Annotated in this window: 24 protein-coding genes and 1 pseudogene; 10 read left to right on the top strand and 15 right to left on the bottom strand. The window is 62.3% G+C overall.

Annotated features, from left to right (window positions below; all coding sequences use genetic code 11):
- Window positions 1-82: 82 nt before the first annotated feature.
- A complete protein-coding gene (locus AB7245_RS19845) occupies window positions 83-508 on the bottom strand; it encodes a hypothetical protein (RefSeq protein WP_439034731.1) in 426 nt (141 codons plus the stop codon).
- Window positions 509-658: 150 nt separating this feature from the next.
- Here AB7245_RS19845 and AB7245_RS19840 point away from each other — a divergent pair, with 150 nt between their 5' ends.
- Window positions 659-1,630, top strand: a complete 972-nt coding sequence (locus tag AB7245_RS19840; protein ID WP_439034730.1) for a LysR family transcriptional regulator — start codon at window positions 659-661, stop codon at window positions 1,628-1,630.
- An 81-nt stretch (window positions 1,631-1,711) separates the two neighbouring features.
- On the opposite strand, the gene AB7245_RS19835 is transcribed toward AB7245_RS19840, so the two are convergent.
- The 9 genes from AB7245_RS19835 to AB7245_RS19795 form a co-directional block, all read right to left on the bottom strand.
- Window positions 1,712-2,074 (bottom strand): ArsR/SmtB family transcription factor, encoded by a 363-nt coding sequence (locus AB7245_RS19835; protein WP_071914801.1) that lies wholly within the window; start codon window positions 2,072-2,074, stop codon window positions 1,712-1,714.
- Window positions 2,074-2,736 carry an SRPBCC family protein gene (locus AB7245_RS19830; protein ID WP_028150924.1) on the bottom strand — a complete coding sequence of 221 codons (663 nt, stop codon included), beginning with the start codon at window positions 2,734-2,736 and terminating at the stop codon, window positions 2,074-2,076. Before AB7245_RS19830 ends, AB7245_RS19835 begins: the two co-directional genes overlap by 1 nt.
- A gap of 157 nt (window positions 2,737-2,893) precedes the next feature.
- Window positions 2,894-3,772: an AraC family transcriptional regulator gene (locus AB7245_RS19825; protein WP_439034729.1), complete on the bottom strand. Its 879-nt coding sequence runs from the start codon at window positions 3,770-3,772 to the stop codon at window positions 2,894-2,896.
- A gap of 205 nt (window positions 3,773-3,977) precedes the next feature.
- Window positions 3,978-5,237: a serine hydrolase domain-containing protein gene (locus AB7245_RS19820; protein ID WP_439034728.1), complete on the bottom strand. Its 1,260-nt coding sequence runs from the start codon at window positions 5,235-5,237 to the stop codon at window positions 3,978-3,980.
- Between the two features lie 103 nt (window positions 5,238-5,340).
- Window positions 5,341-7,248, bottom strand: a complete 1,908-nt coding sequence (locus AB7245_RS19815) for a Vps62-related protein (RefSeq protein ID WP_439034727.1) — start codon at window positions 7,246-7,248, stop codon at window positions 5,341-5,343.
- A 256-nt stretch (window positions 7,249-7,504) separates the two neighbouring features.
- Window positions 7,505-8,341: an APH(6)-I family aminoglycoside O-phosphotransferase gene (locus tag AB7245_RS19810; RefSeq protein ID WP_439035746.1), complete on the bottom strand. Its 837-nt coding sequence runs from the start codon at window positions 8,339-8,341 to the stop codon at window positions 7,505-7,507.
- Window positions 8,342-8,582: 241 nt separating this feature from the next.
- Complete coding sequence (locus AB7245_RS19805; protein WP_439034726.1) at window positions 8,583-10,868, bottom strand: hypothetical protein; 2,286 nt, start codon at window positions 10,866-10,868, stop codon at window positions 8,583-8,585.
- A 101-nt stretch (window positions 10,869-10,969) separates the two neighbouring features.
- Window positions 10,970-11,266, bottom strand: a complete 297-nt coding sequence (locus AB7245_RS19800; RefSeq protein ID WP_439034725.1) for a hypothetical protein — start codon at window positions 11,264-11,266, stop codon at window positions 10,970-10,972.
- A gap of 396 nt (window positions 11,267-11,662) precedes the next feature.
- Window positions 11,663-12,625: a cupin domain-containing protein gene (locus AB7245_RS19795; RefSeq protein WP_439035745.1), complete on the bottom strand. Its 963-nt coding sequence runs from the start codon at window positions 12,623-12,625 to the stop codon at window positions 11,663-11,665.
- Window positions 12,626-12,842: 217 nt separating this feature from the next.
- Between AB7245_RS19795 and AB7245_RS19790 the strand changes: the two genes are divergently transcribed.
- The 3 genes from AB7245_RS19790 (at window position 12,843) to AB7245_RS19780 (ending at window position 15,222) form a co-directional block, all read left to right on the top strand.
- On the top strand, window positions 12,843-13,613 hold the full coding sequence (locus tag AB7245_RS19790) for an alpha/beta hydrolase (RefSeq protein WP_439034724.1): 771 nt from the start codon (window positions 12,843-12,845) through the stop codon (window positions 13,611-13,613).
- Window positions 13,614-13,788: 175 nt separating this feature from the next.
- Window positions 13,789-14,664: an alpha/beta fold hydrolase gene (locus AB7245_RS19785; protein WP_439034723.1), complete on the top strand. Its 876-nt coding sequence runs from the start codon at window positions 13,789-13,791 to the stop codon at window positions 14,662-14,664.
- A 63-nt stretch (window positions 14,665-14,727) separates the two neighbouring features.
- Window positions 14,728-15,222: a DUF302 domain-containing protein gene (locus AB7245_RS19780; protein WP_439034722.1), complete on the top strand. Its 495-nt coding sequence runs from the start codon at window positions 14,728-14,730 to the stop codon at window positions 15,220-15,222.
- Between the two features lie 51 nt (window positions 15,223-15,273).
- On the opposite strand, the pseudogene AB7245_RS19775 reads toward AB7245_RS19780, so the two are convergent.
- Window positions 15,274-15,540: pseudogene (locus tag AB7245_RS19775) on the bottom strand (MFS transporter); the annotation flags it as partial.
- A gap of 372 nt (window positions 15,541-15,912) precedes the next feature.
- Here AB7245_RS19775 and AB7245_RS19770 point away from each other — a divergent pair.
- Window positions 15,913-16,983 carry a phosphatase PAP2 family protein gene (locus tag AB7245_RS19770; RefSeq protein ID WP_439034721.1) on the top strand — a complete coding sequence of 357 codons (1,071 nt, stop codon included), beginning with the start codon at window positions 15,913-15,915 and terminating at the stop codon, window positions 16,981-16,983.
- Window positions 16,984-17,237: 254 nt separating this feature from the next.
- Here AB7245_RS19770 and AB7245_RS19765 read toward each other — a convergent pair whose 3' ends face one another.
- Window positions 17,238-18,134 carry a LysR family transcriptional regulator gene (locus AB7245_RS19765; RefSeq protein WP_439034720.1) on the bottom strand — a complete coding sequence of 299 codons (897 nt, stop codon included), beginning with the start codon at window positions 18,132-18,134 and terminating at the stop codon, window positions 17,238-17,240.
- 288 nt (window positions 18,135-18,422) lie between these two features.
- Between AB7245_RS19765 and AB7245_RS19760 the strand changes: the two genes are divergently transcribed.
- Window positions 18,423-19,157: an SDR family NAD(P)-dependent oxidoreductase gene (locus AB7245_RS19760; protein WP_439034719.1), complete on the top strand. Its 735-nt coding sequence runs from the start codon at window positions 18,423-18,425 to the stop codon at window positions 19,155-19,157.
- Between the two features lie 16 nt (window positions 19,158-19,173).
- Window positions 19,174-19,773: an NADPH-dependent F420 reductase gene (locus AB7245_RS19755; protein ID WP_439035744.1), complete on the top strand. Its 600-nt coding sequence runs from the start codon at window positions 19,174-19,176 to the stop codon at window positions 19,771-19,773.
- 245 nt (window positions 19,774-20,018) lie between these two features.
- Here the strand turns inward: AB7245_RS19755 and AB7245_RS19750 are convergent, their stop codons facing one another.
- From AB7245_RS19750 to guaA, 3 genes are all read right to left on the bottom strand, one after another.
- Window positions 20,019-20,816 carry a hypothetical protein gene (locus AB7245_RS19750; RefSeq protein WP_439034718.1) on the bottom strand — a complete coding sequence of 266 codons (798 nt, stop codon included), beginning with the start codon at window positions 20,814-20,816 and terminating at the stop codon, window positions 20,019-20,021.
- An 8-nt stretch (window positions 20,817-20,824) separates the two neighbouring features.
- Window positions 20,825-22,441: a DUF262 domain-containing protein gene (locus AB7245_RS19745; RefSeq protein ID WP_439034717.1), complete on the bottom strand. Its 1,617-nt coding sequence runs from the start codon at window positions 22,439-22,441 to the stop codon at window positions 20,825-20,827.
- 173 nt (window positions 22,442-22,614) lie between these two features.
- The gene (gene guaA / locus AB7245_RS19740; protein WP_028150935.1) at window positions 22,615-24,213 is read right to left on the bottom strand and encodes a glutamine-hydrolyzing GMP synthase; all 1,599 of its coding nucleotides are present in this window, start codon (window positions 24,211-24,213) and stop codon (window positions 22,615-22,617) included.
- 148 nt (window positions 24,214-24,361) lie between these two features.
- Here guaA and AB7245_RS19735 point away from each other — a divergent pair, with 148 nt between their 5' ends.
- From AB7245_RS19735 to AB7245_RS19725, 3 genes are all read left to right on the top strand, one after another.
- Complete coding sequence (locus tag AB7245_RS19735) at window positions 24,362-24,730, top strand: nuclear transport factor 2 family protein (RefSeq protein WP_439034716.1); 369 nt, start codon at window positions 24,362-24,364, stop codon at window positions 24,728-24,730.
- 253 nt (window positions 24,731-24,983) lie between these two features.
- Entirely contained in the window at window positions 24,984-25,316 is a 333-nt protein-coding gene (locus tag AB7245_RS19730; RefSeq protein ID WP_439034715.1) for a DHCW motif cupin fold protein, read from the top strand.
- A 265-nt stretch (window positions 25,317-25,581) separates the two neighbouring features.
- Complete coding sequence (locus AB7245_RS19725; protein WP_008141931.1) at window positions 25,582-25,791, top strand: cold-shock protein; 210 nt, start codon at window positions 25,582-25,584, stop codon at window positions 25,789-25,791.
- The last annotated feature ends 67 nt before the right edge of the window (window positions 25,792-25,858 follow it).

The following is a 25,858-nucleotide window of genomic DNA, read 5'->3' as shown; positions in this document are numbered from 1 at the left end:
TATGCCAGGCCCGAAGCGGCGGGGCGATCGCAGCGGGAGCAGCATCGGTGGTCATCGGCCGCCCTCCATCCGAGTCTCGCCCTTATTGCCGACGCTCGGGATTGGCCATGAGCAAGCGGAGCGGCAAAAGCGGACCGATTGCGATATACTCGTGGTCCATCAGATCTTGCCTGGCCAATGGGAGATCCTCCATGATCGCCTGCGCCCCGGCGACATCCCCGGCATCGACGAGGAAGACCGCTCCGCGCCCATCGCCACGTGAATACCACTCGCGAATTTTCCCATTGAGATAGAGCTGCACCGTCTGCTGGATTTCAGCGGGCATGACGGCCATGACCTGCTCGCGCGTGACGCCCGCCTTCACGGTCAGGATGACCATCACCCCGGTGGTTGTGGGCGACATGGCTTGTGAGATGGCTTGTGTTTGGGCAACGGATGGATCGGTCATGGAAGTCGCTCCCATCAGGGTTAGGGTGAGCATGACGACAAATTTACGGATGACTTTCATCGGTCTCGTTTTCCGGAGCACGGCGGCCCCCTTGGTTCTCTGAGATCGCGCTGACGTCGCAGATGTCCGCCATCAGCGATGGTTCCGATCTGCGAGCGAGACATACGATCGATTGGCGCGAGCGACTATTCGGGATAATGTTGATGGGCTATGAAGCAGAACTTCACAGTCAGACAAGGCGCGCTCGATGGCGTGGAAGCGTTCCTGCGCGTCGCCCAGTACCGCAGTTTCCGCCGCGCAGCCGCGGAGCTCGGCGTCACGCCATCGGCCATCAGCCAGGCGGTCCGCGCGCTCGAGGCACGTGTCGGCGCAGCCTTGTTCATACGCACGACACGCAGTGTCGGCCTGACCGAGGCCGGCGCGCGGTTCCTCTCGCGCGCAAAACCCGCTTTCGAGGAGCTTGTCGCCGCAAGCGAGGTTGCGCGCGATCTTGGGCAGCGGCCGACTGGACTGTTGCGCCTCACCGTGCCGCGCGCGGTGATACCGATCCTGCTGGAGCCGCTGATCGCATCCTTCTGCCAGGCCTATCCCGAGGTCGAAGTGGAAATCGCCGCCGGCGAGGAATTGGTCGACCTCGCGGCCAAGGGGTTTGATGCCGGCGTCCGGATGGGCCAGTTCATCGCCACCGACATGGTCGCGGTCCGGCTGACGCCCCCCTTCCCGTTCGTGGTCGTCGGCAGCCCCGACTATCTAAGCCGGCACGGGCGGCCCGAGCGTATCGACGACCTGCGTCGGCACGCATGCCTGCGCATTCGCCGCAGCAACGGATCGATCGCGCCCTGGTCTCTTGTCGATGGCAACAAGACAGTCGAAGCGATCGTCTCGGGGCCGCTGATTGCCCACGACTTTCCCACCATGCTTGGCGCCGCCGTGGAAGGCATGGGACTTGCGCAAGTGCCCGCGCCGATCGCCACCAGCCTGGTGAAGACGGGAAAGCTCGCACAGGTCCTGAAGTCTTTCGCGCCAATGGCGCCGGGCGTGTTTCTCTACTATCCGAGCCGTCATCAAACGATGCCGAAACTGAGAGCCTTCATCGATCACGTGAAGGGCCGCCCGGTCGCTGCCGGCAAAACGCGCGTTCACGCTGATGACAAGCGAACGCGCGGGACGAAAACGCGCTGATATCGAAAGCGCGGATGGCGCTGGGGAGATGAGCGCGCAGGATGGATAGAGCGAAGCGAAACCCATCCTACATTATGGAGCTCACGCCCTCTTCCCGCTCCGCTTGGTCATTGGCGCGTTACGGCGCTCCCGTTTGCCGCGCGCGATCTCCGTCGCCAGCGCGTCCAGCTTCGGCTCCCAGAAATTCCTGAACTGACCGATCCACGCATCCACCGACCGAAGCCCCGCACCGTCGACCGAATAGAGCCGTCTTTGCGCCTCCGCCCGAACCGTCGCAAAGCCGCTCTCGCGCAGCACCTTGAGATGCTGCGACACGGCCGCCTGCGTGATCCCGAACTCGGCCCCGATCGCTTCAACGACCTCACCGGACGCCATCTCCCCCGGGGCAAGCAGCTCGAGGATACGACGGCGCACGGGATCGGCGAGGACCTCGAAGACGTGCATCAGCTTCCTGTGCCCGGATGTGCGACGTCAGGCGGCATCTCGCCGCGGTAGAAGGCGATGGTGCGGTCGGAGCGCTGCTTCGCCGTATCAGGATCGACCCCGCTTGCGACATGCGCCGCGCACCAATATTCACCGCTCGTCGTCATGAATTCCTTGCCGGCAGGAGAGCCCATCCAAGCCTCGGCCGTCTCATGGTCGACCGATGCGCCGGTCGCAACATATCGCTCCAATCCCGCGATGGCGAGATCCCAACCGATACCCACCGCACCAGGACCGAACTGATTCCAATGGTCCTCGATAATTGCGGTGTGCTCCAGCGTCAGACGCGCCTGCTCCCGTTCTGCTGCCAGCTTGACGTCGATCCAGCTCATCCCGCCGCCGAATTCCCACGTCGCTGCAAAATGCGTCGGCGGCGTACATGCCGTGATGGTGCCGCCCGCGTTCCCCTTCAGCTGGTACCTTCCGCCCAGCTGGAGGTCTCCCTCGACCGGCAGGAACCAGCGCGGAATGCGTTGCCGGCTGGTCACTGCGTCCCAGAGATCGTCGACGCTGGTCTCGTAAAGCCGCGTCAGCGTCACCGTGCTCGCTGCTTTTCCATCCTTCTCGAAATTCTTCACCGAACGCGTGACAAGCCCCAAGACCCTGGCGACGTCGATTTCCATTGCATCCCTCCGTATCGTTTCGCGCAATGGCGAGTATCGGCCTTCACTAATATAAGTCAACTCTTATATTAGTGAGACCGTGCCGCTGTGCCTGGCGCTCCGGGCAGACGGAGCGCGCGATATTGATTGATGCCAGTTCGTCCGCCGTCGGAGGGCGCTATTTCAGCGGCAGAAACACGTCCGCAACCGTCTCATGCTCCGGCACCTCCGGGAAGAAGCTCAGCCGCTGGCAATAGATCGGGAAGTCGCGTGCTTCCTCGCCGCTGGCCGGAAGCCAGTCGCGATAAAGGTAGAGCGCGGCGGGCTCCAGATTGTCGGTGTAGCCGACGACCCGCAGCACCGCGCAGCGTCCGCCGGGGATCTCGCCGGCCTTGATCTCTTCGCCGTTCGCCTCGATCGGCTGGTCGGTCCCGACACAGTGGTCCGTGCTGTAAGTGGCGGGCGAGGAAGGACGGCGTTCGGACCGCCAGACATTGAAGGTCGGACTTGTCCTGGGGTGCAGACCGGCTTTCTTTCGCCACGCGATGAACCGCCGGATGGTGTCGCCGAGCGTCGCCGGGTCGCCCCGATGCTCCATGATCGCCACCCTCGTGGAGGGCACATCGCGTATCGTCACGTCGTCAGTGGTAAAGGTCTTCATGAGCTTGCTCCTCGCGTTGTCGAGAGGCCCGAAGGCCACAAGCCACGGCTCCCAGTCGGGAGAGTTGCGGAACGACGACGGCGATTGCCCGAACCGCTGCCGAAAGGCGCGGGCAAAGGCGTCCGGTGCATCGTAACCGGCGTCCATCGCGATGTCAGTGACACCAAGGGCATCACTGTAGGCCAGCATGTAGGAAGCGCGCTTCATACGGGCCAGCTGGACATAGCGATGCACTGACAACCCGAAGGTCGCCGTAAACTGCCGGTGGAAATGAAATTTCGAGAAGGCCGCAACGCTGCTCAGCGTTTCCAGGTCCAGATCGCTGTCGAGATGCCGGTCGATATGGTCCAGCACCCGCCGCATCCGGTCCTGATAGTTTTGCAGCGCCGCCTTCATCGTCCCTCCTCCGTGGCGGCTCCAGATAGCCGCTGACGGCGATCATTTGCTCGACCGATCTTGCGGTTTGGAAGTTGTCGCGAATTCGTCGGCCCCGTAGGGCGGATTAGCGAAGCGTAATCCGCCATCTTCAACGCGGCTCGATGAAAGGTGGTGGATTACGCCTTCGGCTAATCCACCCTACGCCATCAGCCCCCGCCACGCCCTACCCGCCGGCCATCAGTTCCTTCGCCAGCGCCATATAGGCCGGCAGCGTCACGGGGTCGTTGGCGGCGTTGCCCGCGACGGGGTGCGATGCGTAGCGCGCGATCACCATCTCGGCTTTGGGATCGACGTAGATGCCCTGGCCGTGAACGCCCCGCGCCATATAGGCGCCGTGGGCATTGTGCATGACCCACCATTGGTTGCGATAGGACGCGCCGGGCAGCGTGGTGTAGCCGGCCGGCTTGAACTTCTCGGGATCGCCGCCGCGCGCGATATCCTCGACCACCTGTGACGGGACGATCTGGCGGCCGTTGAATCGGCCATGATTGCGCATGGTCTCGCCGAAGCGGGCGAGATCGCGCAACGTGGTCGAGAGGCCGCCACCACCGCTCTCGGTGCCGATGCGATCGACGTGATAATGCGCGTCCTCCTCCGCGCCCATTGGCGTCCAGACGCGTTCGGAGAGAAGGTCGGACAACGTCGTGCCGCTGACGCGCCGGCAGATCCAGGCGAGCACATCGGTGTTGACGGTCTTGTAGGCAAAGGCCTTGCCGTGCTCGCCCTGCTTCTTCTGCGCGGCAAGGAAATCGAAGATATTGGTCGCACCGTCATAGTCAGGCGGAATCGGCGCCATGCCGTTGGCACGCCGCAAGCCCCACACGTGGGAGTTCTTGTCGGTATAGACTTCGGTGTATTCGAGCCCCGTGGTCATATCCATGACCTCGTGCACGCGCGCATCGCCGAACGCGCTCGCCTTCAGCTCCGGCACATAATCCGTGACCTGTGCCTGCGGATCGACCTTGCCCTCGGTGACGAGAATGCCCGCCAGCACGCCGGTGAACGACTTCGTCACCGACATCGCGATATGCGGCTTGTGCGGCTTCAGCGCGCCGAAATAGCGCTCATAGATCAGCTTGCCCCGATGCAGCACCGCGATGCCGTCGGTATAAGTCTCCTCCAGCATCTTCGCGAACGTCATGGGCCGGCCGTCCATGGTGGTCGAGGCGACCGCGCCAATGTCGTGGTCTTCCCGCGGCAGAGGCGATGCCGGCCCTGCCCCGCGCCAGACATTCACGGTCGGCACCAGCTGGCGGACGTTGCTCCAGGCCCAGCGCAACTCGGGAAAATTGCGGAACGAGCCGTTCTGGAAGGTGATGGTGCGGTCGGGAGATGGCGGGAAGCCCTTCATCCAGCCGAGCGCTTCGGGGTCGGTCTCGGTGGCGGTCGCGGGCTGTTGGTTGGGGGCGGTTGCAGCGGGCATGAAGGCGGGCTCCGGAGGCGACGATGTAGTCGGCGTACCATGGGACAGCGCCGTCTACATCCCGCGTTCGCGCCGGGGGGCCGTGCAGTGATCCCGCCGCGCTTTACTCGAAGGTCGCGCTGTTCCAGTACACTGTCGGTGACTCCTTGCCGAGATGCACGACGAGAAAGCCTCCTTGCCAGGGGATCACGCTGGGCGTCCGCGAGGTGAACGCGCCGACGATCGTGCCTGAATCGCTCCAGTCCGCGCCGTCGCTGGTGACCGAGTAGCGCACCTTCTTGTTGCTGTCGGCATAGAAGCAATAGAGCGTCCCGTTCGGCCCTGCGGCGAGCGCGCCGCTGGTGTCCGAATAGAGCGACATGCTCGGCAGCAGATTGGGGCCGGTCCAGTTCGATCCGTCGGACGACACGTAGGCGCCGAGCACCGTCGGCATTCCCTTTTCGAGACCCGCGATCGGCGCCACGATCACCAGCGCGCCCCCGCAGCTCCCCACCGCAGGTGCCACCAGCGCGCCGCCTGCAATCGTCGCAGGCACCGGGCCGTCGACGCTGGGGAGCATCACGCGTTGCGGAGTCCCGAAGTGCACCCAGTCGGTCGTGCTGAGATACTGGATGCTTCCGTCGGCGCCGCCCCATGCAATATACCAGGCGCCGTTGAACTGGCCGATGCTGGCCCCGGTCGTGGCCTGCGGTGCGGGCCAGAGCCCCGCCGCGCTCCACGGCCCTTCGGACCCACCAGAGGAGGTGAAGGCGACAAGGCTGCTCTTGCCGACACCGAGCAGCGCCAGTCCGCCCGAGGGCGTCGCGCAGGCGGCCAGTCCGGCGAGCGTGCCCACCTTCAGCGACGACGCACTGGACCATTTGCCCTGATTGAAGCTCCACGCAACCATCATCGGCGGCAAGGGACCCGTTCCGACGCACAGGATCTGCGATCCCGGCATCGCCGCCAGCGCCACCGGAAGGAGGCTCGTCGCGAAGGGCGTGTCGGTGCCGAACGGCAGGAACGTCGGCGTCACGGCCCAGGAGCCCTTCTGCGATGGTCCCGTTGGGCCGGTCAGATCGCCCTTCGCGATCGGCAGGATCACTTCCGAGAGCCAGGCCTGGAGCGTCGTCGAGTTTGCGACGTACTGCACGGCCCCCTCGACCAGTGAGTTCAACCCCATGCCGTTGGCGGCGGCGGCGACCAATGAGCCGATCTCCGCGTCGGTCAGCGTGGGCTCGATCGGCTGTCCCCAGCGGCCCTTGAAAGCGAGCCAGGGTGGCGAGGTGACGGGCGTGGGAAGGATCGCCTGCGCATCGTTCTGAATCACGACCGGCGGATTAGGGGTGACCAGATTGACGGTCGGACCGCGGCCGCGCGCGTAGTCGGCGACCGCGAAGCGCACGTCCCACACATCGACGCCGCCGATCTCGTAGGTGCTGTTACTCGAGGCCGGATAGTTGGCATGCGACCCGCTCGCGACATAGACGTTCGGGTGCGTACCGCTGAACGACAGGAAGCCGTCGTTCGGCGAGCACCATTGTCCGCCCGAATGCTGCGAGAAGAATACGCCGACGACCTGCTGGTCGATATTGACGCGCACCGTGACGCATTCCCAGTCGCCCCAATGGATCGAGAGCGGCATCAGCGCCTGACCGGTACTGCCGGTCCAACCGGTGACCTCGAAGGTCTCCTGTCCGTTATAGGGATAAAACAACCAGTACTGGAGATCGACCATGTCGGTGCGGTCGTCGACAGGCAGGACGTGAACATAGCTGGTGGCGGTGGGGATATAGCCCTTCATCAGCGAGGCCCATATGGCCTGCGGCGCGACCAGATAGTCGTCGGGGCTGCTCTGCTCGGCCGTCCCCCAATTCCACTGACCGGGACCGGAATAGATGCCGCCGGCGGCCTGATAGCCGACCTGGCCGACGTACCAGTCGGTCGACGAGGGCAGATTGACCTCGTCCTTGTCGAGATGAAGGATCGGCGCGAAGTTCGAGACGAGTTCGGCAAGCGTAGGCCAGGCCATGATTTGCTCCCTGCTGGTCGTAGATCGACGGTCGGGAGCTTCGAACAACCGATATTGGACGCGAGCCAGCCCCTGCGCGATAGTCTACGACAATACACGCTTAAAGCGAGATCACATCATGCTGAAACTGAGCGCAGATGAAACAGCGCGGCAGCGATGGAGAATTTCACACTGCTGTCATTTGTCTGTGAAGTTTGTGCCTTGGCGCAGCCGCTCGCGCGGGTCCACGTCATGAGCGAGCACTCGCGCGCCGAGGCTAAGCGAGCAAGCGGCGAGCTGTTGTATTGATGGTCAGGTCGATGGCGGCGCCCTGCTCGTCGCCGTCGCCGATGAACCAGGCTGCCGACAACCCCGTCCACGCAACGATCCAGCGAAGCAGCCGCTCGGGCTGAAGTCCCGTCACGGCGACCACGATATCCAGCCGGGTCTCCAGTCGACCCGGCAGGGTCGCAAGCGGACGGCAGGGATCGCTGAGGTCGGGGTTCGTGAAGATGTTGGCATAGTCGAATGTTCGTTCGCCGACGAGCCCATGCGGGTCGATCGCCAGCCATCCCCGCTCACCGAAGTCGAGCACATTCTCGTGGTGCAGGTCGCCGTGCAGCGGACCGATGGCGCGTGGCGCGGCCAGGAGTTGGCGGGCGATGTCGGCGGCGGGCGCGAGTGCCGCGTGGTCCGGGGCGAGCTGGAAGAGCGGCTGAAACCAGTCTTCCAGCGGGTGCAGGTCGGGAAGCGGGCCAGACCGCGTCGCGTGCAGCCGCGCCGCCGTGTCGCAGAGGATCCGGCATGCCTCCTCGTCCCGGCCCGACCAGGCCATCTGCGCGAGATCACCGGCTCCCGAGGCCCGTTCCATCAGCAGAGCGTCCGCACTCGAGGCAAAGACCCTCGCAGCGCCCTGACCGTCCCACCAAGTGAGAAGGCGATAGCCTGCCCCCTCATCGGGAATACGGGCGATCTTGAGCATTGCAGGCCGGCCCTCGTGTCGGACCGGCAGGACCCAGCTGGAATGGGTGGTCAGCACTGCCCCGTCCGGAACCAGACGCCATCGTTCAAGCCACGTTGCGACTGGCGCTGGAATATGGGGATGCGAGTCCATGGGGTCATCACCTGAGATCATGTCCGGCGCTCTGTCTGCCGAGACTTGATCAATCATGCGGCCGGCCGCCACCGTTTCGTTGCAGCGATACCCTTTCCACGTTTTCGTTTTCCTTTCCCGTGGCCAAAGAGTCGCGCTTTCGCGTCGCCGTCGGTGGAGGTGACGGCGCACCTGCGACAACACAGTCGCAGGTGCGCTCGCCCATGACACCGATGGTCTTCACCGGACTCTGGCGAAACCGTTACCGCTTCCGTCCAGCGCGCCCCTTTGCCTTCGCCGCGCGTTTGCGCCCTGGGGCGGCTGCTCGCGCCGGTCCGCGTGGCGTACGGCCGCTGGTCTCAGTGGACAGTTCGGGACGCAACCTGGCGAGCTTGGCGCGGTCCGGCAGCATGTCGGCAAAACCGTCGATCGCGCGCGGCGCGGTCGTATCGTCGCCGGCCGCAGCCGTTGCGGCGCGCGCGCCTGACGGCACTGCGGTCTGGCTGAGCGCCTGCAACCGCCGACACGCTTCACCGAGGTGATAGGCATCGCCGCCGAGCGCCACCCATTTGCCGACCTCGGGATGCAGCACGAGATTGGCCGAATGGTTGTCGCTGGCGCTGGTCGGATAGTCGACGAACACGTCGATGCCCGACTGCACGCCCACCATCACGCCCTGCGCCGACCACGACACCGCGACGTCGACGCGGTATCGGCCCGGCTTCTCGAAGGCGAAGCCCGCCGTGCTCCAGAACACTTTCGCCGAAGCCGTGACGCTCTTGCCGGGCTCGAGCTCGCCCAGCTTCGCGTGCTCGCACAGGATCACGAAGGGCCTGACCGGACGCTCGTGCCCCTCGCCGTCGGTGACGGTGATCGATGCGAACAGGGCCTCGGTGCTGACGTCGTTCGGCGCCCGCAGCGATACGCCGCTCGTGTTCGTCATCGTCCAGGTCAGATCCAGCGGCTGGCCGAGCGCGACGCGGTCGGTTGTGGCCGTCACCGTCAGCGCCAGCTCGGAAGGTTCGAAGTCGTGCCGGTCGGCGGCTTGCGGCGCACCGGTCGGGAACCAGCTTGCGAACGGCCATCCGCCCGGACGAATGACCGGATCGGGCATGTGGTTGAGGTGATGACGGACGTTGGTGTTGTGCGCGAGCGCGATCTGGTCCGGGAACACGCCGGGTGCGCCGGACGCGGGACCGCCGAGCACGTCCGCGACACTCGGCGTCGTGGTCATGATCGAGTTGTCGGCCGCCGTCTCCTGCTCCTGATGGATCTGGTTCAGCGTATGCGTCAGCTCGTGGGTCGCGCTGCGCAGGAACGCTCGCGGCACGTCGCGTTGCTTCTTGTTCGCGGCGAGACCGAAGTTCGAGGAGTCCGAGACGGGATAGCCGTCATCGGAGAAGCTGGCGCAGCCTTCGCGGGGGACGCCGATCTGGTCGTACATGATGCCGCGCGAGCAGCCGAGCTTGGCGGGCACCACGATCATGTGCACGCGCCATTCGGTGTCCAGATTCGTCGCGGGATTGCGTACGGTCGTCATCAGCGCATGCAGATCCGCTGAGCTCCAGCAATTGGTCGCCACCACGCCTGATGGCACCGGAACGTTGAGCTGGTCCTGCACCACCGACAGCTGCCAGCCGGTCTTCGCAAAGACCGTGTCGAAGAACTCGGTGCCACCGGCACCGTCAGGCACCGGCGCGGGCCGGACGGCTCCGACCAGCGTGTCGATCTCCAGCGTGGCGCGGCGGAAGAACTTCGACACCCAGGCGAGCGTGATGCTGCCCTTGTCCACGCCGCCCTCGAACAGCCGGCCCTGGTAGAACGGGCCGCCGGTCAGGGAGAACGGAAACGGCGCCGGCACCTTTGAAAGCTTCATCGTCACGGTGCGCGACGGCGAAGCCGGGAACGTGCCTTTGAACTGGCCGGCCGGCGGCTGTGTGTAATTGAACTGCTCGGCTGTGATCGTCAGCTCGCACTTCTTCGGCGGCGGGACCGCGACAGGCGCGGACACGCTGGTCACCCTGAGATAGGAATGATAGCGCGCGCGGGGGAAGATGGGGATCCGCGGCCTGCGGATCGGAAACGGAATCAGGGGGTCATCGAGCGCACTGAGCGAACCGGCCAGGCTCGTCAATCCCGAGCCCGCCGCCGCTTCATCTTCGTCCGCGTCGCCCACCGGCACCACGGGCCCCACCGGCGGGATCGGACCGATCACCGGCCGGCGCGAGTAGAGATCGCCGCTGACGATCAGATGGTCGGCGCCGCCGTCGGGTGCCGAGCGATCGACGCGCAGCGTGCCTTCAAAGGTCACGAAGCCCGCGGTCGGCCTGAAGTTGATCTGGTAGCAGCCTTCGCGGAAGTCGAGCCTGCACAGCCTGAACGGCGGAAACGGCTGCAGATCGGTCGAGGCCGGCTGATCGCCGGACTCCTCGTCGCTGAAGCTGATCTGGCGCGACAGGGGGACCTGCGGCTTCATCGCGGGCTCGACCGATGCCGCGGTCATCTTGGAAAGGCTGCCACTCGATTCATGCTCTGAGCAATTGCACATGTCGTCTTCTCCTCGTTGAAAGGGTGAGACGATCGACGTGAGCATCGGGCTCGTTCGCGGGTACAGCCGCGTTATTTCGGTCAGCTGTGGCGTGCGCAGTCCTACGCGCGCCGATAGGTCACGACACAGCCCTCTGAATCCGTAAACTCAAATCGGTCGGCCTTGAGTGAAATGCGATAGGTCACAAGTTCGTCAGTCGCCGTCCCGACGACGAGTGTGTTGGAATCTTCGAGACGGTAGATTCCTGCGTCCCACCACACCACGCCCTGCCCTGGTCCGCGCATGCCGCGGTAGGTGCCGGTCGAGAATGTGAGAGTGGCGGGATATTTGTCCGCACACGCAGCCGACGTGGATTTGGTCCACGTACCAACCATGCTCTGTTCGTGTTTGTCAGCCATAGTGTCTCCATAGCTCTCATCGGCCGAGCGGCCGATTGGAGGCTATTTCAACATGCCGTTCTGGCGTGTGCAGCTCATTTGAGGCTGATGTGATGGCGGGTGTGTCAAATCGACTAAATTCACCACGTTCAATCACAACAGGTACTCTATCGCAGCATTGACGCAAGCGTGCGTGTGAGATGCTTCACACCGAAGGTGCGACAATTGAGCACCGGCGATGAGAGCGAGATGAAAGCGCGGCGGAGAAGCAGCTCAGTCTGCATCTTGCGAGAGCGGGCTCAAGTCACAGCCGGCGTTCGTGAACCGGACATTGGATGGCGCGGTTCGCAGAGGCGTGGTCGCGTTGCAGGTTGGCAGCAGGCCTGACATTCACCGTGGGCACCAACTGACGCAAATTCAATCGGAGACGTTCGCTTCCGAGCCGTGCGGTTGACCTTGGTGTCCATCAAGGCGCTGAGAGGTCCGGTAGCGGCCGGGCGACATGCCATGATGTCGATGAAAGAGTTTTGAAAACGCCGCCGCTGTCTCGTAACCGACCTGGCTCGCGATCCGTGCGATAGGCTCATCGCTGGTTTCGAGCAGGAACGCCGCTTCCGCCATCCGGCGTTCGATCACATAACGATGCATCGACTGGCCGACGAGCTTGGTGAAGCGGGCCGAAAATACCGAGCGGCCGAGCCCCACGCGATGGCCGAGGTCGCTCAGGGTCCAGGGCCGCTCCGGGTTTTCGTGGATCAATTTGAGCGCCGGTCCGATATGCGGGTCCGATATGGCCCCGAGCCAGCCGCCTTGTCCGGGACTGAGAGACGCGATCCAGCTTCGGAGCACCTCGACAAACAGCACTTCCGTCAGTCGCGAGAGCGCGACGCGCTGGCCGGGACGCTCGAGCGCAGACTCGCTGACCATGCGCCGCAGGATGGCTTCGAGCCAGCCACCGTCCGCCGTCGGCTTCAGCAGAAGCACGGGCGGAAGCATCTCCAGCACGCTGCTGAACGAGGGCCGCGACACGGTGAAATTGCCGCAGATCATGGTCGAGAGCGGCTTTGCACGGCCGCCGTGACGAACGACGCCCAGACGTGCCGACGATCGATCGAGGTCCACAATCTGCAAAGGCTTGGCCCGGCGATCCGAATAAAACACATGGGGCTCGCCGCGTGTGATGACGACGAAATCGCCCTCGGTCATCTGGATTTCCTGTCCGAGTTCGAGCGCGAGGGTCGCGGAGCCCCGACTGAGATAGTGAAACAGCGCGTAGGGGCGCGCCGGCAGCGCCAGATTCCAGGGATGACCGAGCTCGAAGTGGAACAGCAGCGTCCCGCCGAGACGAACGCGATCGAGCACTTGGGCAAGGATGTCCATGCCGCCGAAGTTAGTCCGGTGGACGGTCGGACACAACATCCGGACGATTGATCCCTACCGTCCGAAAAGCCCGCGAACTAGGTCATGTCGCGGCGGGCCGACGTCATGTGCGGCAACCATTTCGCCAACGGCGGATGGAAGAAACCGCGACCAGGCAGGAAACGCCTGTCCATTCCCCCGGACCTTATTCCGTCCGACATATCAACAGGAACGATCAATGCTAAATATCCTTCTCTCAGCCGCCACCGTACTCCTGGCCGGAACGGCATGGGTCGGCCCCGCCCATTCCACTGAGTTGCCCAAGGGAGCAGCCCACAACATCGTGCTCGTGCACGGCGCTTTCGTGGACCAGACGAGCTGGCAGCCCGTTGCCGATATTCTCTCGAAGAAGGGCTACAACGTCACGCTCGTGGAAAATCCGCTCACTTCGCTCGCCGCCGACGTCGATGCCACCAAGCAGGCGCTCGCGAAACAGGACGGCAAGACTGTTCTGGTCGGCCATTCATGGGGCGGCGTGGTGATCACGCAAGCCGGCAACGATCCCAAGGTTTCGGCGCTGGTCTACGTCTCCGCCTTCGCGCCCGAGGTCGGTCAATCCCTGGCGGTGCTGGCCAAAGACGGCCCGCAGACCGAAGGCGTCAAGGCGATCCACCCAGACGCGAAGGGCAATCTGTATATCGATCCCAAGTTGTTTCCGTCAGCCGTCGCGGCTGACCTTCCTCCGGAGATCGCCGAGCACCTGGCCAACTCGCAGCTTCCGCTGAGCCTCGCTGCGTTCGAGGCGCCTGTCAGCATTGCGGCCTGGCGCGACAAGCCGACGTTCTACGTCATCACCACGAAGGACAAAGTCATCGCGCCCGAGGTCCAGAAGTTGTTCGCAGCCAGGATGAAGGCTCAGACGACGGAAGTCGCTGGCAGCCATGCCTCGCTCGTGGTCCATGCGAAGGAAGTCGCTGAGGTCATCGAAAAGGCGGCACTCGCGAAGTGACGAACCTGCTCCCGGCGCTGTCGCGCCGGGAGCGCACACGCTCGCTCGGAGGAATGCGGAACGCCTCGGACCGCGATGGCGCGAAGCACCAGCGACATCCTGGAGGAAGGTTTCGGTCGCCGCGCTACGTGCGTCACCCGCTCGATCGTTTCATGCCAAGCATCCGGAGTACGATATGACTCAACTCGACATCGCGAACCAGGACGCCCTCACACTCGAAACGGCGCCAACCCGTTACATCGAAGGCCACGGAATCCGCTTCGCCTATCGCCGTCTCGGCCCCGCGACTGGAACTCCGCTGGTTCTTCTGCAGCACTTCTCGGGAAACATCGACGGATGGGATCCCGCCGTCGTCAACGCTCTGGCCGCTGATCGCCCCGTGATCGCCTTTGACAACGCAGGGGTCGGCCGGTCGACCGGTCAAACGCCCGACAACGTCGCGACGATGGCACGAGACGCCGTGGATTTCATCGACTCGCTCGGCCTCCTCGAAGTGGACCTGCTTGGCTTTTCTCTCGGCGGCTGCGTCGCTCAGCAGATCGCCGCCGAACACGGACAGTTGGTCCGCAAGCTCATACTCGTCGGTACCGCGCCGAAAGGCGGAGAGGAACACCTGTTGGCGGTTCTGCAGGAAGCGTTTTCCCAAACCGATGCGCCGGACCCCCGCCTGCCGCTGTTCTTCACGAATTCATCCGCCAGTCGGTCGTCCGGCTTGGCCTTCCTGAAGAGGACCAAGGTGCGCAAGGATGATCGGGACACCGATAACGGCAACGCGGTAACCGATCCACAGGCCAAGGCGCTGATCACCTGGTGCGCCACACCTGATCCCGGGCACGCCATTCTGCGCGCTATCCGCCAGCCCGTTCTTGTGGTCAGCGGCAGCCACGACACCATGCTGCCTGCGAACAACGCTTACGCAATGTCTAGGGAACTGAGTAACGCTCAGCTGGTCCTCTATCCCGATTCAGGGCACGGCGCGCTGTTTCAGCACCACGACATCTTCGTCAGCCACGTCCGGACTTTCCTGGATGCCCAACCCGCGGCCGCATGACACAAGGCGCGTTCTGACGGGATCAGGCGCACTTTATCCATGAGAATTGTTACAGAGGACAAAATGACAATCGCTAAAATCGAAGTAGAGCGCTTCAGCCTCACGAGCTTAAAATCATTCGACACTATTGTGGCGGCGCTCAAGTCGGCGGTCGGGCAGCCCAACATGGTCGAATTTTTCAAGGAAACGAGGGCGACAAATTCCTTCCCGGATTTGGAGCGCGTTGTACGAAGCGGCCTCGGCCGAACGGACCTTATGCTCTTCGCGGAATTTGACCTGGGCGACATTCTGCGTCGCGAAGCCGGATCCAAGACGCCTAAAATCATACGGCTTGTGATCGGCAATCCACTCATCATGAAAGAAATGGTCAAGCACGTGCCCGATGCTGGATCTTACGCTCCGGTCACAGTGCTCATTGATGAGCGTTCCGATGGTGTGCACGTCTCTTATGACAAAATGGAGAGTTTTCTGCTGCCCTATGGCAACTCGGAAGCCCTCACCGTTGCCCGAAATCTCGATGCGAAAATCACAACCTTGCTACGCGAATGTGCAAGCTAAAACTCCTGATGACGTCTTCGACCAATGGAAGTGCGATGTCCGGCTCGCCAGCTACGCCGTCCGCAGCACCGGCGCGGGCGGCTGCCACGGCCGGATCAGCGCGAACGCGACCTGGATGATGCCGCCGGCCAAGCCCAGCGCCACGCCGGTGCGCCAGGCCATGGTGTAGGAGCCGAGCGCGTCGTAGGGCACCCCTCCTCGGTAGGCGCCGAGGAAGCTGCCGATCTGGTGGCTCATGAAGGCGAGGCCCATCGCCTGCCAGCGCAGGCCGAACATCTCGGCGACCGCGCCCGCGACCAGCGGGCCGACGCCCGTCCACGCGCAAGGAGCGGATAGCCTCGCACATTGAGTGCACTGTCACCGTAATCGCGAGTTCGGTCGAGAGGCCGGCGGCGTCGCCCGTCATGATGGCCCGCACAGCACGCGCGAAGGCAAATCCCGGCGCGGCGCACCAGCAGTGCCGGTTCGCTTTGCGCCCAGAATCCGCCCTCCTCGTCGGTTCGCTTTGTGAATGGTCCTGATGGGCGCTCGACAAACGAGGATAATGGCTCTCGTTCACCCGCCGTTAACCTGGAACTTCTTTCGATTGTGCGACACGTCTTGCGCAACCCCTGATTATAATCGACTTTAGGTTGATCACGACGCTCATGCGAACCCATCGGTTCGTTTTGATTGCAAGGTTCGCTGGGAATGAAATCCGACGCAAGAATGACGGCGGTCAAGGAGAGCGCCGAGCCGCCGAGAAACTCTCCTAAAATCGACGAGGATCCTCAAGCCGCCTGGCAGCTGTTCAACGCAAACTGGTTGATCATTGCCGTTATGGGGAGTCTGCTCGCGTTAGGGCTGACGTCCACCAATCTTCGTCTCGAACCGATCGCGTTTGGCACAACGCTGGCGATCGCGGCGGCACTGCTCGCTGTCTCTTATCATCATCGGCTGACCAAGGGTGATCGCACCGATCCGAAGCTCTTTTTCTCGCTCGGAACGATTGGACAGGTCATTCTCACCTGCGCCATCGTAGGACCGCTTAGTTATGTCGCGGGAGCAATAGGGTATCCTCTCCAGGATCAGGCGCTGCTCTCTGTGGATCGCGCACTTGGTTTGGATCCCGAGCCTATCGTTCGGTACGTCAACGACCACCCATGGCTTGCGATCATCTTGTCGCGCGCATATGGGCTGATCAAATGGCCACTGCTCGGCATTCCCATTGTACTCGTCCTCACGGCGCAGTACGCACGGCTGCAATTGTTTGTGCTCGCAATGAGTGTTGCGCTCGCGGTCGCAATTGCCATCTCTGTTTTCGTGCCTGCCATCGGCACCTACTACGGATTGCAGCTGCCACCGGCTCGGTACCCGAACATCGACACATCGGTCTATGCTGGACAATTGCGGGACATCCTGGCCTTGCGTGACGGCAGCCTGCGCGAACTCGGACTTTTCAAGCTGGCCGGTATCGTTTCATTCCCGAGCTTCCATGCCGCGTCAGCCGTGCTCTACATGTGGGCGTTGTGGCCGGTACGCGCCGTGGGAGGCATCGCGGCAACTATCAATATCCTGATGATCGCGGCGACCCCCGTGATCGGCGCACATTATTTGATCGATCTTGTTGGCGGCATTCTGCTCGCAGTAGCATCAATCCTGGCGGCGACGCGTTATCTCAAATGGCTCAAGCGGACCCAGAGGACATCCGCCGCGTCGGCACCCGACTGGCCGCAAAAGCTCGTCAATTGTGCGAACGGCAGCCAGACACTGTCGCCTTAAGTTGGAAGTTGGCGGTGTATTTCTTCAAGGCCTGGCTTGCCAACATGTCGGCAGCGACGGCTTCATCACAGAAATATCGAAATGCAGCTGACCTGTCGACGGTCTCGGCAAGGACCGCTTCTGACCGTTCTGCGACATTCGCATCCGGTTGCGATACGGCGCAACATTTCGCGGATTGAACGACGCCGCTTCAAGCGATCGCAGCTCGGCTTCCGACCGGATTGCGGCAAGCGTCGCCGGCGGCCTGACGCACATCAGTCGCCCGATATGGACAGCCCCGCGAGAAGCGGAGCGTACGCGGCGAGCCTGCGGGACACGAACTCGGTGAAGATCCGCACGCGCTTCGTCTTGCGTGTCTCCCCCTGCGTGAGAAGCCAGAGCGTTCCGTACATGTGCAGGTCGGTGCCCGGCACCCTCACCAGCAGGGGGTCGGCATCTCCGACGAAGCACGGCAGCGTCGTGATCCCGAGCCCCTGCCGTACAGCAACGATCTGCGCCCCGGCATCTGTGACCCTGAACGGAACCTCGGCGGTGCAAACCTCACCCTCGCTGGCCCAATCCGGAATTCCATGAATGCTGATGACGATCCACCGGATGGGATCAGGCACGCCCGCACGCCACGCGGCTAGTCGATCCCTGGACATGTAGACGCCGCCAAACAGCTCCGGTCCCTTCACGCCGTGAAGATTGAGCGGCAGGGTTTTGCGGTCGTAGACGACGCGGATCGCGACGTCGGCCTCTCGGTTGGTCAGATTTGCCAGCTCACCGAACGACAGGATGTCCATCTCGATGTCCGGATGCAGACGCGCGAAATCGGCGAAATCAGGCATGAGCAGGTGTGTCGCCAGCGGCGGTGCCAGCGTCACCCGCAGAAGCCCGCGCACGCCCTGGTCGCGGCCGAAGACGCGCGTCTCCAGCTGGTGCGACGACGCTTCCATCTGGTCCGCGAGCTCGAGGACCTCCTCGCCCGCAGCCGTCAGGCGGTAACCCGAAGGCAGCTTCTCGAACATGAGCGCCCCGAGCCGCTCCTCCAGTTGGGCGACGCGTCGCAGCACGGTCGAATGGTTCACCCCGAGGCGCTCGGCGGCGGCTCGCACCGAGCCTCCACGCGCGACGGCAAGAAAATAGCGAACGTCATCCCAGTCGATCATGGTGCAATCCGGCACCGCCGGGGTGCGCCTTCCAAAGCCCGTGTCCAACACTCGAACAGATCTCGTATGTAGGTAGCACGGGCGGTGATCATAGCCCATGCCGACAAGCGCGGCCCAATTCCGAACGGCGGACAGCGATCGTCGCGGCTGACGTCAATCGTCCAGCCGGATCGATTTCGCACCACCGATGTGCGCGCTTCCGCACTCAACGCCTGACGCCGCCGGACCTATGTCGAGGTCCACGGGGAACCTCTCCGATCGGTCAAGACGGAGTCTGAAGGAAAAATCATGGGTAAGCTGGACGGTAAGGTTGCAGTCGTCACGGGTGGATCGAGCGGCATGGCGCTGGCGAGCGCCAAGCGGTTCGTTGAAGAAGGCGCGTATGTCTTCATCACGGGCCGGAGGCAGGAGGTGCTCGACGAGGCCGTCAGGCTGATCGGCCGGAACGTGACCGGCGTGCGCGGCGACGCGGCCAATCTCGACGACCTCGACCGTCTGTTCGACACGGTCAAGCGGGACAAGGGCAGGATCGACGTCCTGTACGCGAGCGCCGGCATGGGCGAAGCCGTCTCACTGGGCGAGATTACCGAGCAGCATTTCGATGCGGCCTTCGGCCTGAATACGCGCGGCACGCTGTTCACGGTTCAGAAGGCGTTGCCGCTGTTTCGCGATGGCGGATCGATCTTCATGACCGGCTCAGTCGCGTCGGTGAAAGGTTTTCCTGGTTACGGCGTGTATGCGGCGAGCAAGGCGGCGCTGCGCTCATTCGCACGCACCTGGCTCAACGAACTGAAGGGCAGGAATATCCGGGTGAACGTGCTGAGCCCGGGGCCGATCGCCACACCGATGCAGGACCAGGTTCTCACCGAGGAGGCGAAGCGGATGTTCGAATCCCTGATCCCGCGGGGAAAGATGGGTCGTCCTGAGGAAATTGCGGCGGTCGCGCTGTTTCTTGCTTCGGACGATTCGAGCTTCGTGAACGGGGTGGAGTTGTCCGTCGACGGCGGCTTCTCGGCCATCTGAAAATCGGAGAAACATGATGAGCTACGCAATTATAGGATTCGGCAAGGTAGGCCAGGCCCTCGCCCGCGCCTTCGCCCGCAAGAACATCGAGGTAACAGTCGCAAGCCGCCGGCCGCCCGAGGCGTTGGCGCCGCAGGCTCGGGCGATTGGCCCCACGGTCGTCGCCAAGTCGCTGCAGGATGCGCTCGAGTCCGACACGATCATCCTGGCGGTCCCGTTCGGGGAGCATCGCGAGGTTGCGAAGGCCCTGCCGAGTTGGAAAGGCAAGACGATCATCGACGCGATGAACGTGTTGGTTCCCGTCGAGGAGCTGGACGGTCTCCCCTCCTCCGCCTTCGTCGCGAAGGCGTTCACCGGCGCCAGGCTCGTGAAAGCTTTCAATCATTTGGTTGCGGCCACCCTGGCGGCCGATCCGGTCGTCGAGGGCGGCCACCGCGTCGTCTTTCTGTCTGGTGACGACGACGACGCGACCGCTCCCGTGGCGGCCTTGGCCAAACAACTCGGGTTCGCACCCGTCAAGCTGGGAAAGCTCAACGAGGGTGGCGCACTGGTGCACGCACGCGGCCGCGTCTGGGGCCAGCTGATCTTCCAGGATTTGTTCAGGACGGAGCAGTGATCGGTCTAGGACCGTGTGATTTGGCCCGAGAGGTAGAATTCTAAAAACGGCGAATTGCGGTGCATTCAACTCGCAAATCTTTTTTGGCGAGCGATAGTTGAATGCATTGTCACCGTAACCCGATACCAATGACAAACAGTGAGAACTCCATCGGCTAAAGAGTTCGCACGATCCGTCCCCAGCGGGCTGATCAACGCGACGGAGAAATCCATTTGGGGCGGAGCGCGAGGGGGAAATCGCGCTGCTTAGGCAACCAGCGCAATTTCCCTGGCCAATCTGTCAATCGTCCAAATTTCAAAAGGAACCTGTAGTAAGGCGCGAACCTCCGCTACTAAAATCGGATGCGCTATACCGGCGCGACTCCAATCCACCTTTTTATCAAGCGAGACCAAAACGGCTCGCTGATAGTCGCCTCCGTCAAGCTGAGCCTGGAGAAGACCGATCAGCAGGTCGACCCAGATGTAGAAGTCGCCATCTCCGTCATCTCGGAACCCCGGAGGAGTCTTGGTCTTCTTCCTAAGAATACCGATGTCATGAAATGGCGCCCGCGGCGCGTATGACACCGACGCCTTTCTGGTCAGAGCCTCCAAGAGCGACAGAGTTCTTCGAACTGTCGCTTCGTCATAGACATGACCATGCTCGACGCTAAATTGATCAAGAAGACCGTCAATCTGCTCGACGTAATTCCCAAAATTCGAATCAACCCTTGCGAGCGAGGATTTGAAGCTATCGAATTGCCTGCGCAATGTCGCAGCAACGGTGTCAACAACCTGCAACTGGTTATTCCAGAACTCTTGTATGGCCTGCCCAGGAAGAATCAGAGGAGCAGCGTGTCGAGACCCCAAATAGTCGATTATGTCAGCACTTTTGGCATGGCTCGCCAGGCGCAGAAACACGTTTGCGTCCAGCCCAATAGCGGTTTTCTCTAGAGCGACCGTCGCTGGATCAGGCTTCATCGCCGATACAAGTGCATTGAGCGAATCGCATGCAACTTGTCGATCTAGTACGCTTATTAGACGCTGCTGGAGGTCTGCTTGATCCATAGATCGCTCTACGGGTACCAAATCTTGCCGGCCGATCGAGCCAATTCTTTACCTAAAGCCTCGACTGCTGCGGCGTCCCAATCCTCTATGCGCTTAAGGCGAGCCCGCCATTCAGTGGGCACCGCATGTGGAAGCATGTGTTGCTTGAATCCCTCCCAATCTGCAGCACCCTTCGGCCGTCGCTCTAAATCAGAGACAAAGGTGTTACCGATCGTCGCCCCCCAAAACGCGCCGTCCTCCTCACTCATTCCGTCCCACTCGGCACTCGATCTTGGTCTTACAAAATGCAACACACCGAACTCGTCCGGCGTAATGGTCTCTGCAAGCACTGAACGCCTAAGGAAACCCAGAACGCCTTTGTTGAATGAGCGCCGCTCCACCTGATTGACAAAGTCTTCCTTCGAAGGATTGAGGTCCTTGAGGTCATCCACAAGAACTGTCCAGGTCTTTGCCTCATAGACCTTTCGCGCCGCTTCGCCGAAACGCCTCTCGACGTTACCAGTACCTAGGTTTCCAACGACTATTCTCCTCACCACCAGTCGGAGGACATACTCCATACCCTTTAGCGGATCCTTTGTGCTCGCTATCGCGAGCAAGATTGGTCGAACCGCAATCACGCTTAGCGCGTTCAATGCAGAGAATACCTTAAGCGCTTCCAGATCAGCAGGTCCGGCCGAGGTAGGGTCAACCATCTGCAAATAGATCGGCAAATATCGCTTGAGCAAGCGCACAAGCTCGTCAGGGGTCGGCGGCTTCTTTCCCTGATGCCTCACTCGATTGGCGAGAAAGCCAAACAGGTCTTTGGGGAGTATGTGACCACTTTGAACCGTAACAGAGTGACGTATGTATTGAACAAACGTGCTCGACGATTCTTGCGAGAATTGCCCTGAAATCCGTTGCCACTCACGATAACGAGATCTTCTTTGCGGCGGAGGCGTTTGGCTCAAAATATAGTTCTTGAGAAGATCTGCTGTCGTTAATTCCTTGCCCCGAGTATTGATCACTTCGTAAACCTGATAGGCTGACGTGGGATCAGGATGAATAAAGACGGCGAAATATACTCTGTGGGTCAGAAACTCTGTCCACTTACCGAGCCGCTTAAAGGGATCGCTCGTTAGATCTTCCTGCAGCTTCGTCTTCAAGAAATTGTAGGATTGCGCGAGGCGCCGCGAGACAGACCCCTCGTCCCCTTCCTGATCAGAGACTTCTCCGCTCTCTAAAATCGCTTGGAAGGTTTTGTTGTCGGACTCATCTGAGAGCACAACGCGAGGATTCGTTTCGTCAGAATCGTAGTCTATAGATTTAAGAAAGTCCGCGCGAATGCGGTCGGCAAGCGCTATTCGCCCGCGGGCATGAGCCTCAAAATAGATCGCATTTGCAAGCAAGCTCAAGGTAATCAGACGCTGCTGACCATCAACAACGTGCTTTCTCCCAACCTCTTCCGTCAGAATCACAAGGCCAAGGAAATAAGAATCTGAGTCAAGACCGTTACTCAGGTCATTCCAGAACTCCTCAACCTCATCTTCCTCCCAAGAGTACTCCCGCTGAAACTGCGGTACTTCAAAGATCGAGCCTGAGAGTAACGCTCCGGCAGTGCTTGCGGAAGCGTTGAGGGGGGTCTGCAATGGCTTGGTTCCCAGCTAAGCAAATGCGAATTGTCTAGGGACAAGGTCCGCCCTGATCTACTTTGACCACCGAAGTCTGGGACACTATAGCGCTCGGCGCAAGCCAAAGTTAGCACTGGCAAAAACTTCTCGCGCTGCGCGTACTTTGTCTCGGCTGACGATCTTGTCTGGAGCTACTCCCACTCAATCGTCCCAGGCGGCTTGCTGGTCACGTCGTACACCACCCGGTTCACGCCCTTCACCTCGTTGATGATGCGCGTCGCCGTCTCGCCCAAAAACTTCATGTCGAACTGATAGAAGTCCGCGGTCATGCCGTCGGTGGAGGTGACGGCGCGGAGGCCGACGACGTAGTCGTAGGTGCGGCCGTCGCCCATGACGCCCACCGTCTTGACGGGAAGCAGCACCGCAAAAGCCTGCCAGATGTCGTCGTAGAGGCCGTGCTTGCGGATCTGGTCGATGTAGACGGCATCGGCCTTGCGCAGGATGTCGAGCTTGTCGCGGGTGATGTCGCCGGGGCAGCGGATGGCGAGGCCGGGGCCCGGGAACGGGTGGCGGCCGACGAAGATTTCGGGCAGGCCGAGCTCGCGGCCGAGCTTGCGCACCTCGTCCTTGAACAGCTCGCGCAGGGGCTCGACGAGCTTCATGTTCATGCGCTCAGGCAGACCGCCGACATTGTGGTGCGACTTGATCGTCACCGAGGGGCCGCCGGTGAAGGAGACGCTCTCGATCACGTCGGGGTAGAGCGTGCCTTGCGCGAGGAAGTCGGCGCCGCCGATCTTCTTGGCTTCCGCTTCGAACACCTCGATGAAGAGGCGTCCGATGGTCTTGCGCTTGGTTTCGGGATCGGTGACGCCTTCGAGCTCGCCGAGGAACTGCTTGGAGGCATCCACGTGCACGAGCGGGATGTTGTAGTGGTGGCGGAACAAATCGACCACGGTCTTGGCTTCGTCGAGGCGCAGCATGCCGTGATCGACGAACACGCAGGTGAGCTGGTCGCCGATGGCTTCGTGGATCAGCACGGCCGCGACGGCCGAATCGACACCGCCGGAGAGGCCGCAGAGCACCTTGCCCTTGCCGACCTGGGCGCGGATCTTCGCGATCTCCTCCTCGCGGAAGGCGCGCATGGTCCAGTCGCCGGAGAGGCCGGCGATCTTGCGGACGAAATTGCGGATCAGTTTTGCGCCGTCGGGCGTGTGCACCACTTCGGGGTGGAACATCAGGCCGTAGTACTTGCGCGTCTCGTCCTGGATGATCGCGAACGGCGCGTTCGGCGAGGTACCGGCCACCGAGAAGCCCGGCGGCATTTTTGTGATGCGATCGCCATGGCTCATCCAGACCTGGTTCTTGCCGCCCGGCGACCAGACGTCCTCGAACAGCTTGCTCGGCGCCTTCACTTCGACATCGGCGCGGCCGAATTCGCGGTGATGGCCGCCCTCGACGGTGCCGCCGAGCTGCTCCGCCATGGTCATCTGGCCGTAGCAGATGCCGAGCACCGGCACGCCGGAGGCGAAGATCAGTTGCGGAGCGCGGGGCGAGCCGGCCTCATGCACCGACTCGGGGCCGCCGGAGAGGATCACCGCTTTCGGCTTCATCTCCTTGAAGGCTTCTTCGGCCTTGTTGAACGGGACGATCTCGCAATAGACGCCGTCCTCGCGCACGCGACGCGCGATCAGCTGCGTCACCTGGCTGCCGAAGTCGACGATGAGAATCTTGTCGTGCGCCGAGGCCACGGAGGGCGTCGACGCGGAGCGGTCGTTCTGTGCTGCTGTCATGGCCAGCAAATACGCGACCGTGCCCCTGCCCGCAACCGCGCGATGCGCGCGCCCACATTCTTCTTTGGGCATGGACAAATGGATATAGGTAAGTACTATTAACCTAATATGCCCTCACGCCAAACAGGGGGCAATCAGGGAGAACGCCATGCCACAGCACCATCAGCCATCGACGCTTGCCGCGCTCGGCCGGACCTGGCTCGAGGCCTGGAACGCGCGCGATCTCGAGCGCGTGCTGACGCTCTACGCCGAGGACACCGTGATGACCTCGGACCGCATCCCCGCGATGAGGTTCGATGCCAGCGGCACCGTGCGCGGCAAGGACGCGTTGCGGGCGTATTGGGGCAAGGCGCTCGCCCTGCTGCCGGAGCTGCATTTTGCGCTGATCGACCTGTTCGTCAGCCCTGATAGCGTCGTGGTGTTTTACGAGAACGAGCGGGGGAAGAAGATCTGCGAGTATCTGCGGGTGAATGCAGCGGGGCTGATTGTGCAGGGGTCGGCGAACCATTTGGCGTAGTGACGCTTGCGCGCATTGCTGTCGGCCACGCGCTTATCGTGTGCAGACGGTGCCGCCTCGCCCACCGCTGTCATTCCCCGCGCAAGCGGGGAATCCAGTACGCCGCGGCTTCTCCGCATCACAGCGCGGCCTCTGGAATACTGGATCGCCCGATCAAGTCGGGCGATGACACCGAGTATCGCTCACGATGACGGAGACTGCCGGACGGGCGTGCGCTAACACTGCGCCCGCCGGCTCTGACATAGGATTCCCCATGAAACTCCCCGCCTCCCCCTTCACCGTCACAGACTGGAGCAAGGTCGAGGCCACCACGCATCCCGGCGAGACCGGGCAGGCCAAGTGGCGGACGCTCAACATCGGCGATCTCCGGGTGCGGATGGTCGAGTATTCGCCGGGCTATCTCGCCGACCATTGGTGCGACCGCGGCCACGTGCTCTACGTGCTCGAAGGCGAGCTCGACAGCGAGCTGCGCGACGGGCGGAAATTCAAGCTCATCGCGGGGATGAGCTACCAGGTCTCGGACTTCGGCGACGCCGCGCACCGGTCCTCGACGGCCACGGGGGCGACGCTTTTCATCGTGGATTGAGGGCTGTCGGGCGGCTCATTTGCACCGCAAAATAGCAAAGCCGCGCCACATGCCGGCCCACGGGTGGTGCCTTGAAGTAGCCCCAAATTCTCGCTATATTGTGATCATCGATACTTGGCCGAACGACTGGGCCGCTTCGCTTCGTTGCAGACGGGCGCGCACGCTTCAGATGACTTCCCCAAACATCGACTGAACAGGATCATGGGCGCAATTTCGCGTACCGGTCCACGTGCGTATCCTCTCTAACTAACTAAAGGAAATTCCCATGGCTATGGGCACCGTGAAGTGGTTCAACACCCAAAAGGGTTATGGTTTCATCCAGCCGGATGACGGCCAGAAGGACGTGTTCGTTCACATCAGCGCCGTCGAGCGCGCTGGCCTCTCCTCCCTCAACGAGGGTCAGAAGGTCTCGTTCGACATCGTCGCCGACCGCCGCAGCGGCAAGTCGTCGGCTGACAATCTCCGCGTCGGCTAACGCCCACGCACCGTTCTGACCACGGACGTACCGGCAGAACGTCGAGTTAGAAAGCCCCGCGAGCTTC

Origin of the sequence: Bradyrhizobium sp. 604_D8_N2_3 (assembly GCF_051810765.1) — a bacterium.
GTDB classification, from domain to species: domain Bacteria; phylum Pseudomonadota; class Alphaproteobacteria; order Rhizobiales; family Xanthobacteraceae; genus Bradyrhizobium; species Bradyrhizobium barranii.
The sequence above is the reverse complement of the archived record's forward strand: the minus strand, read 5'-3'. Positions and strand labels throughout refer to the sequence as shown.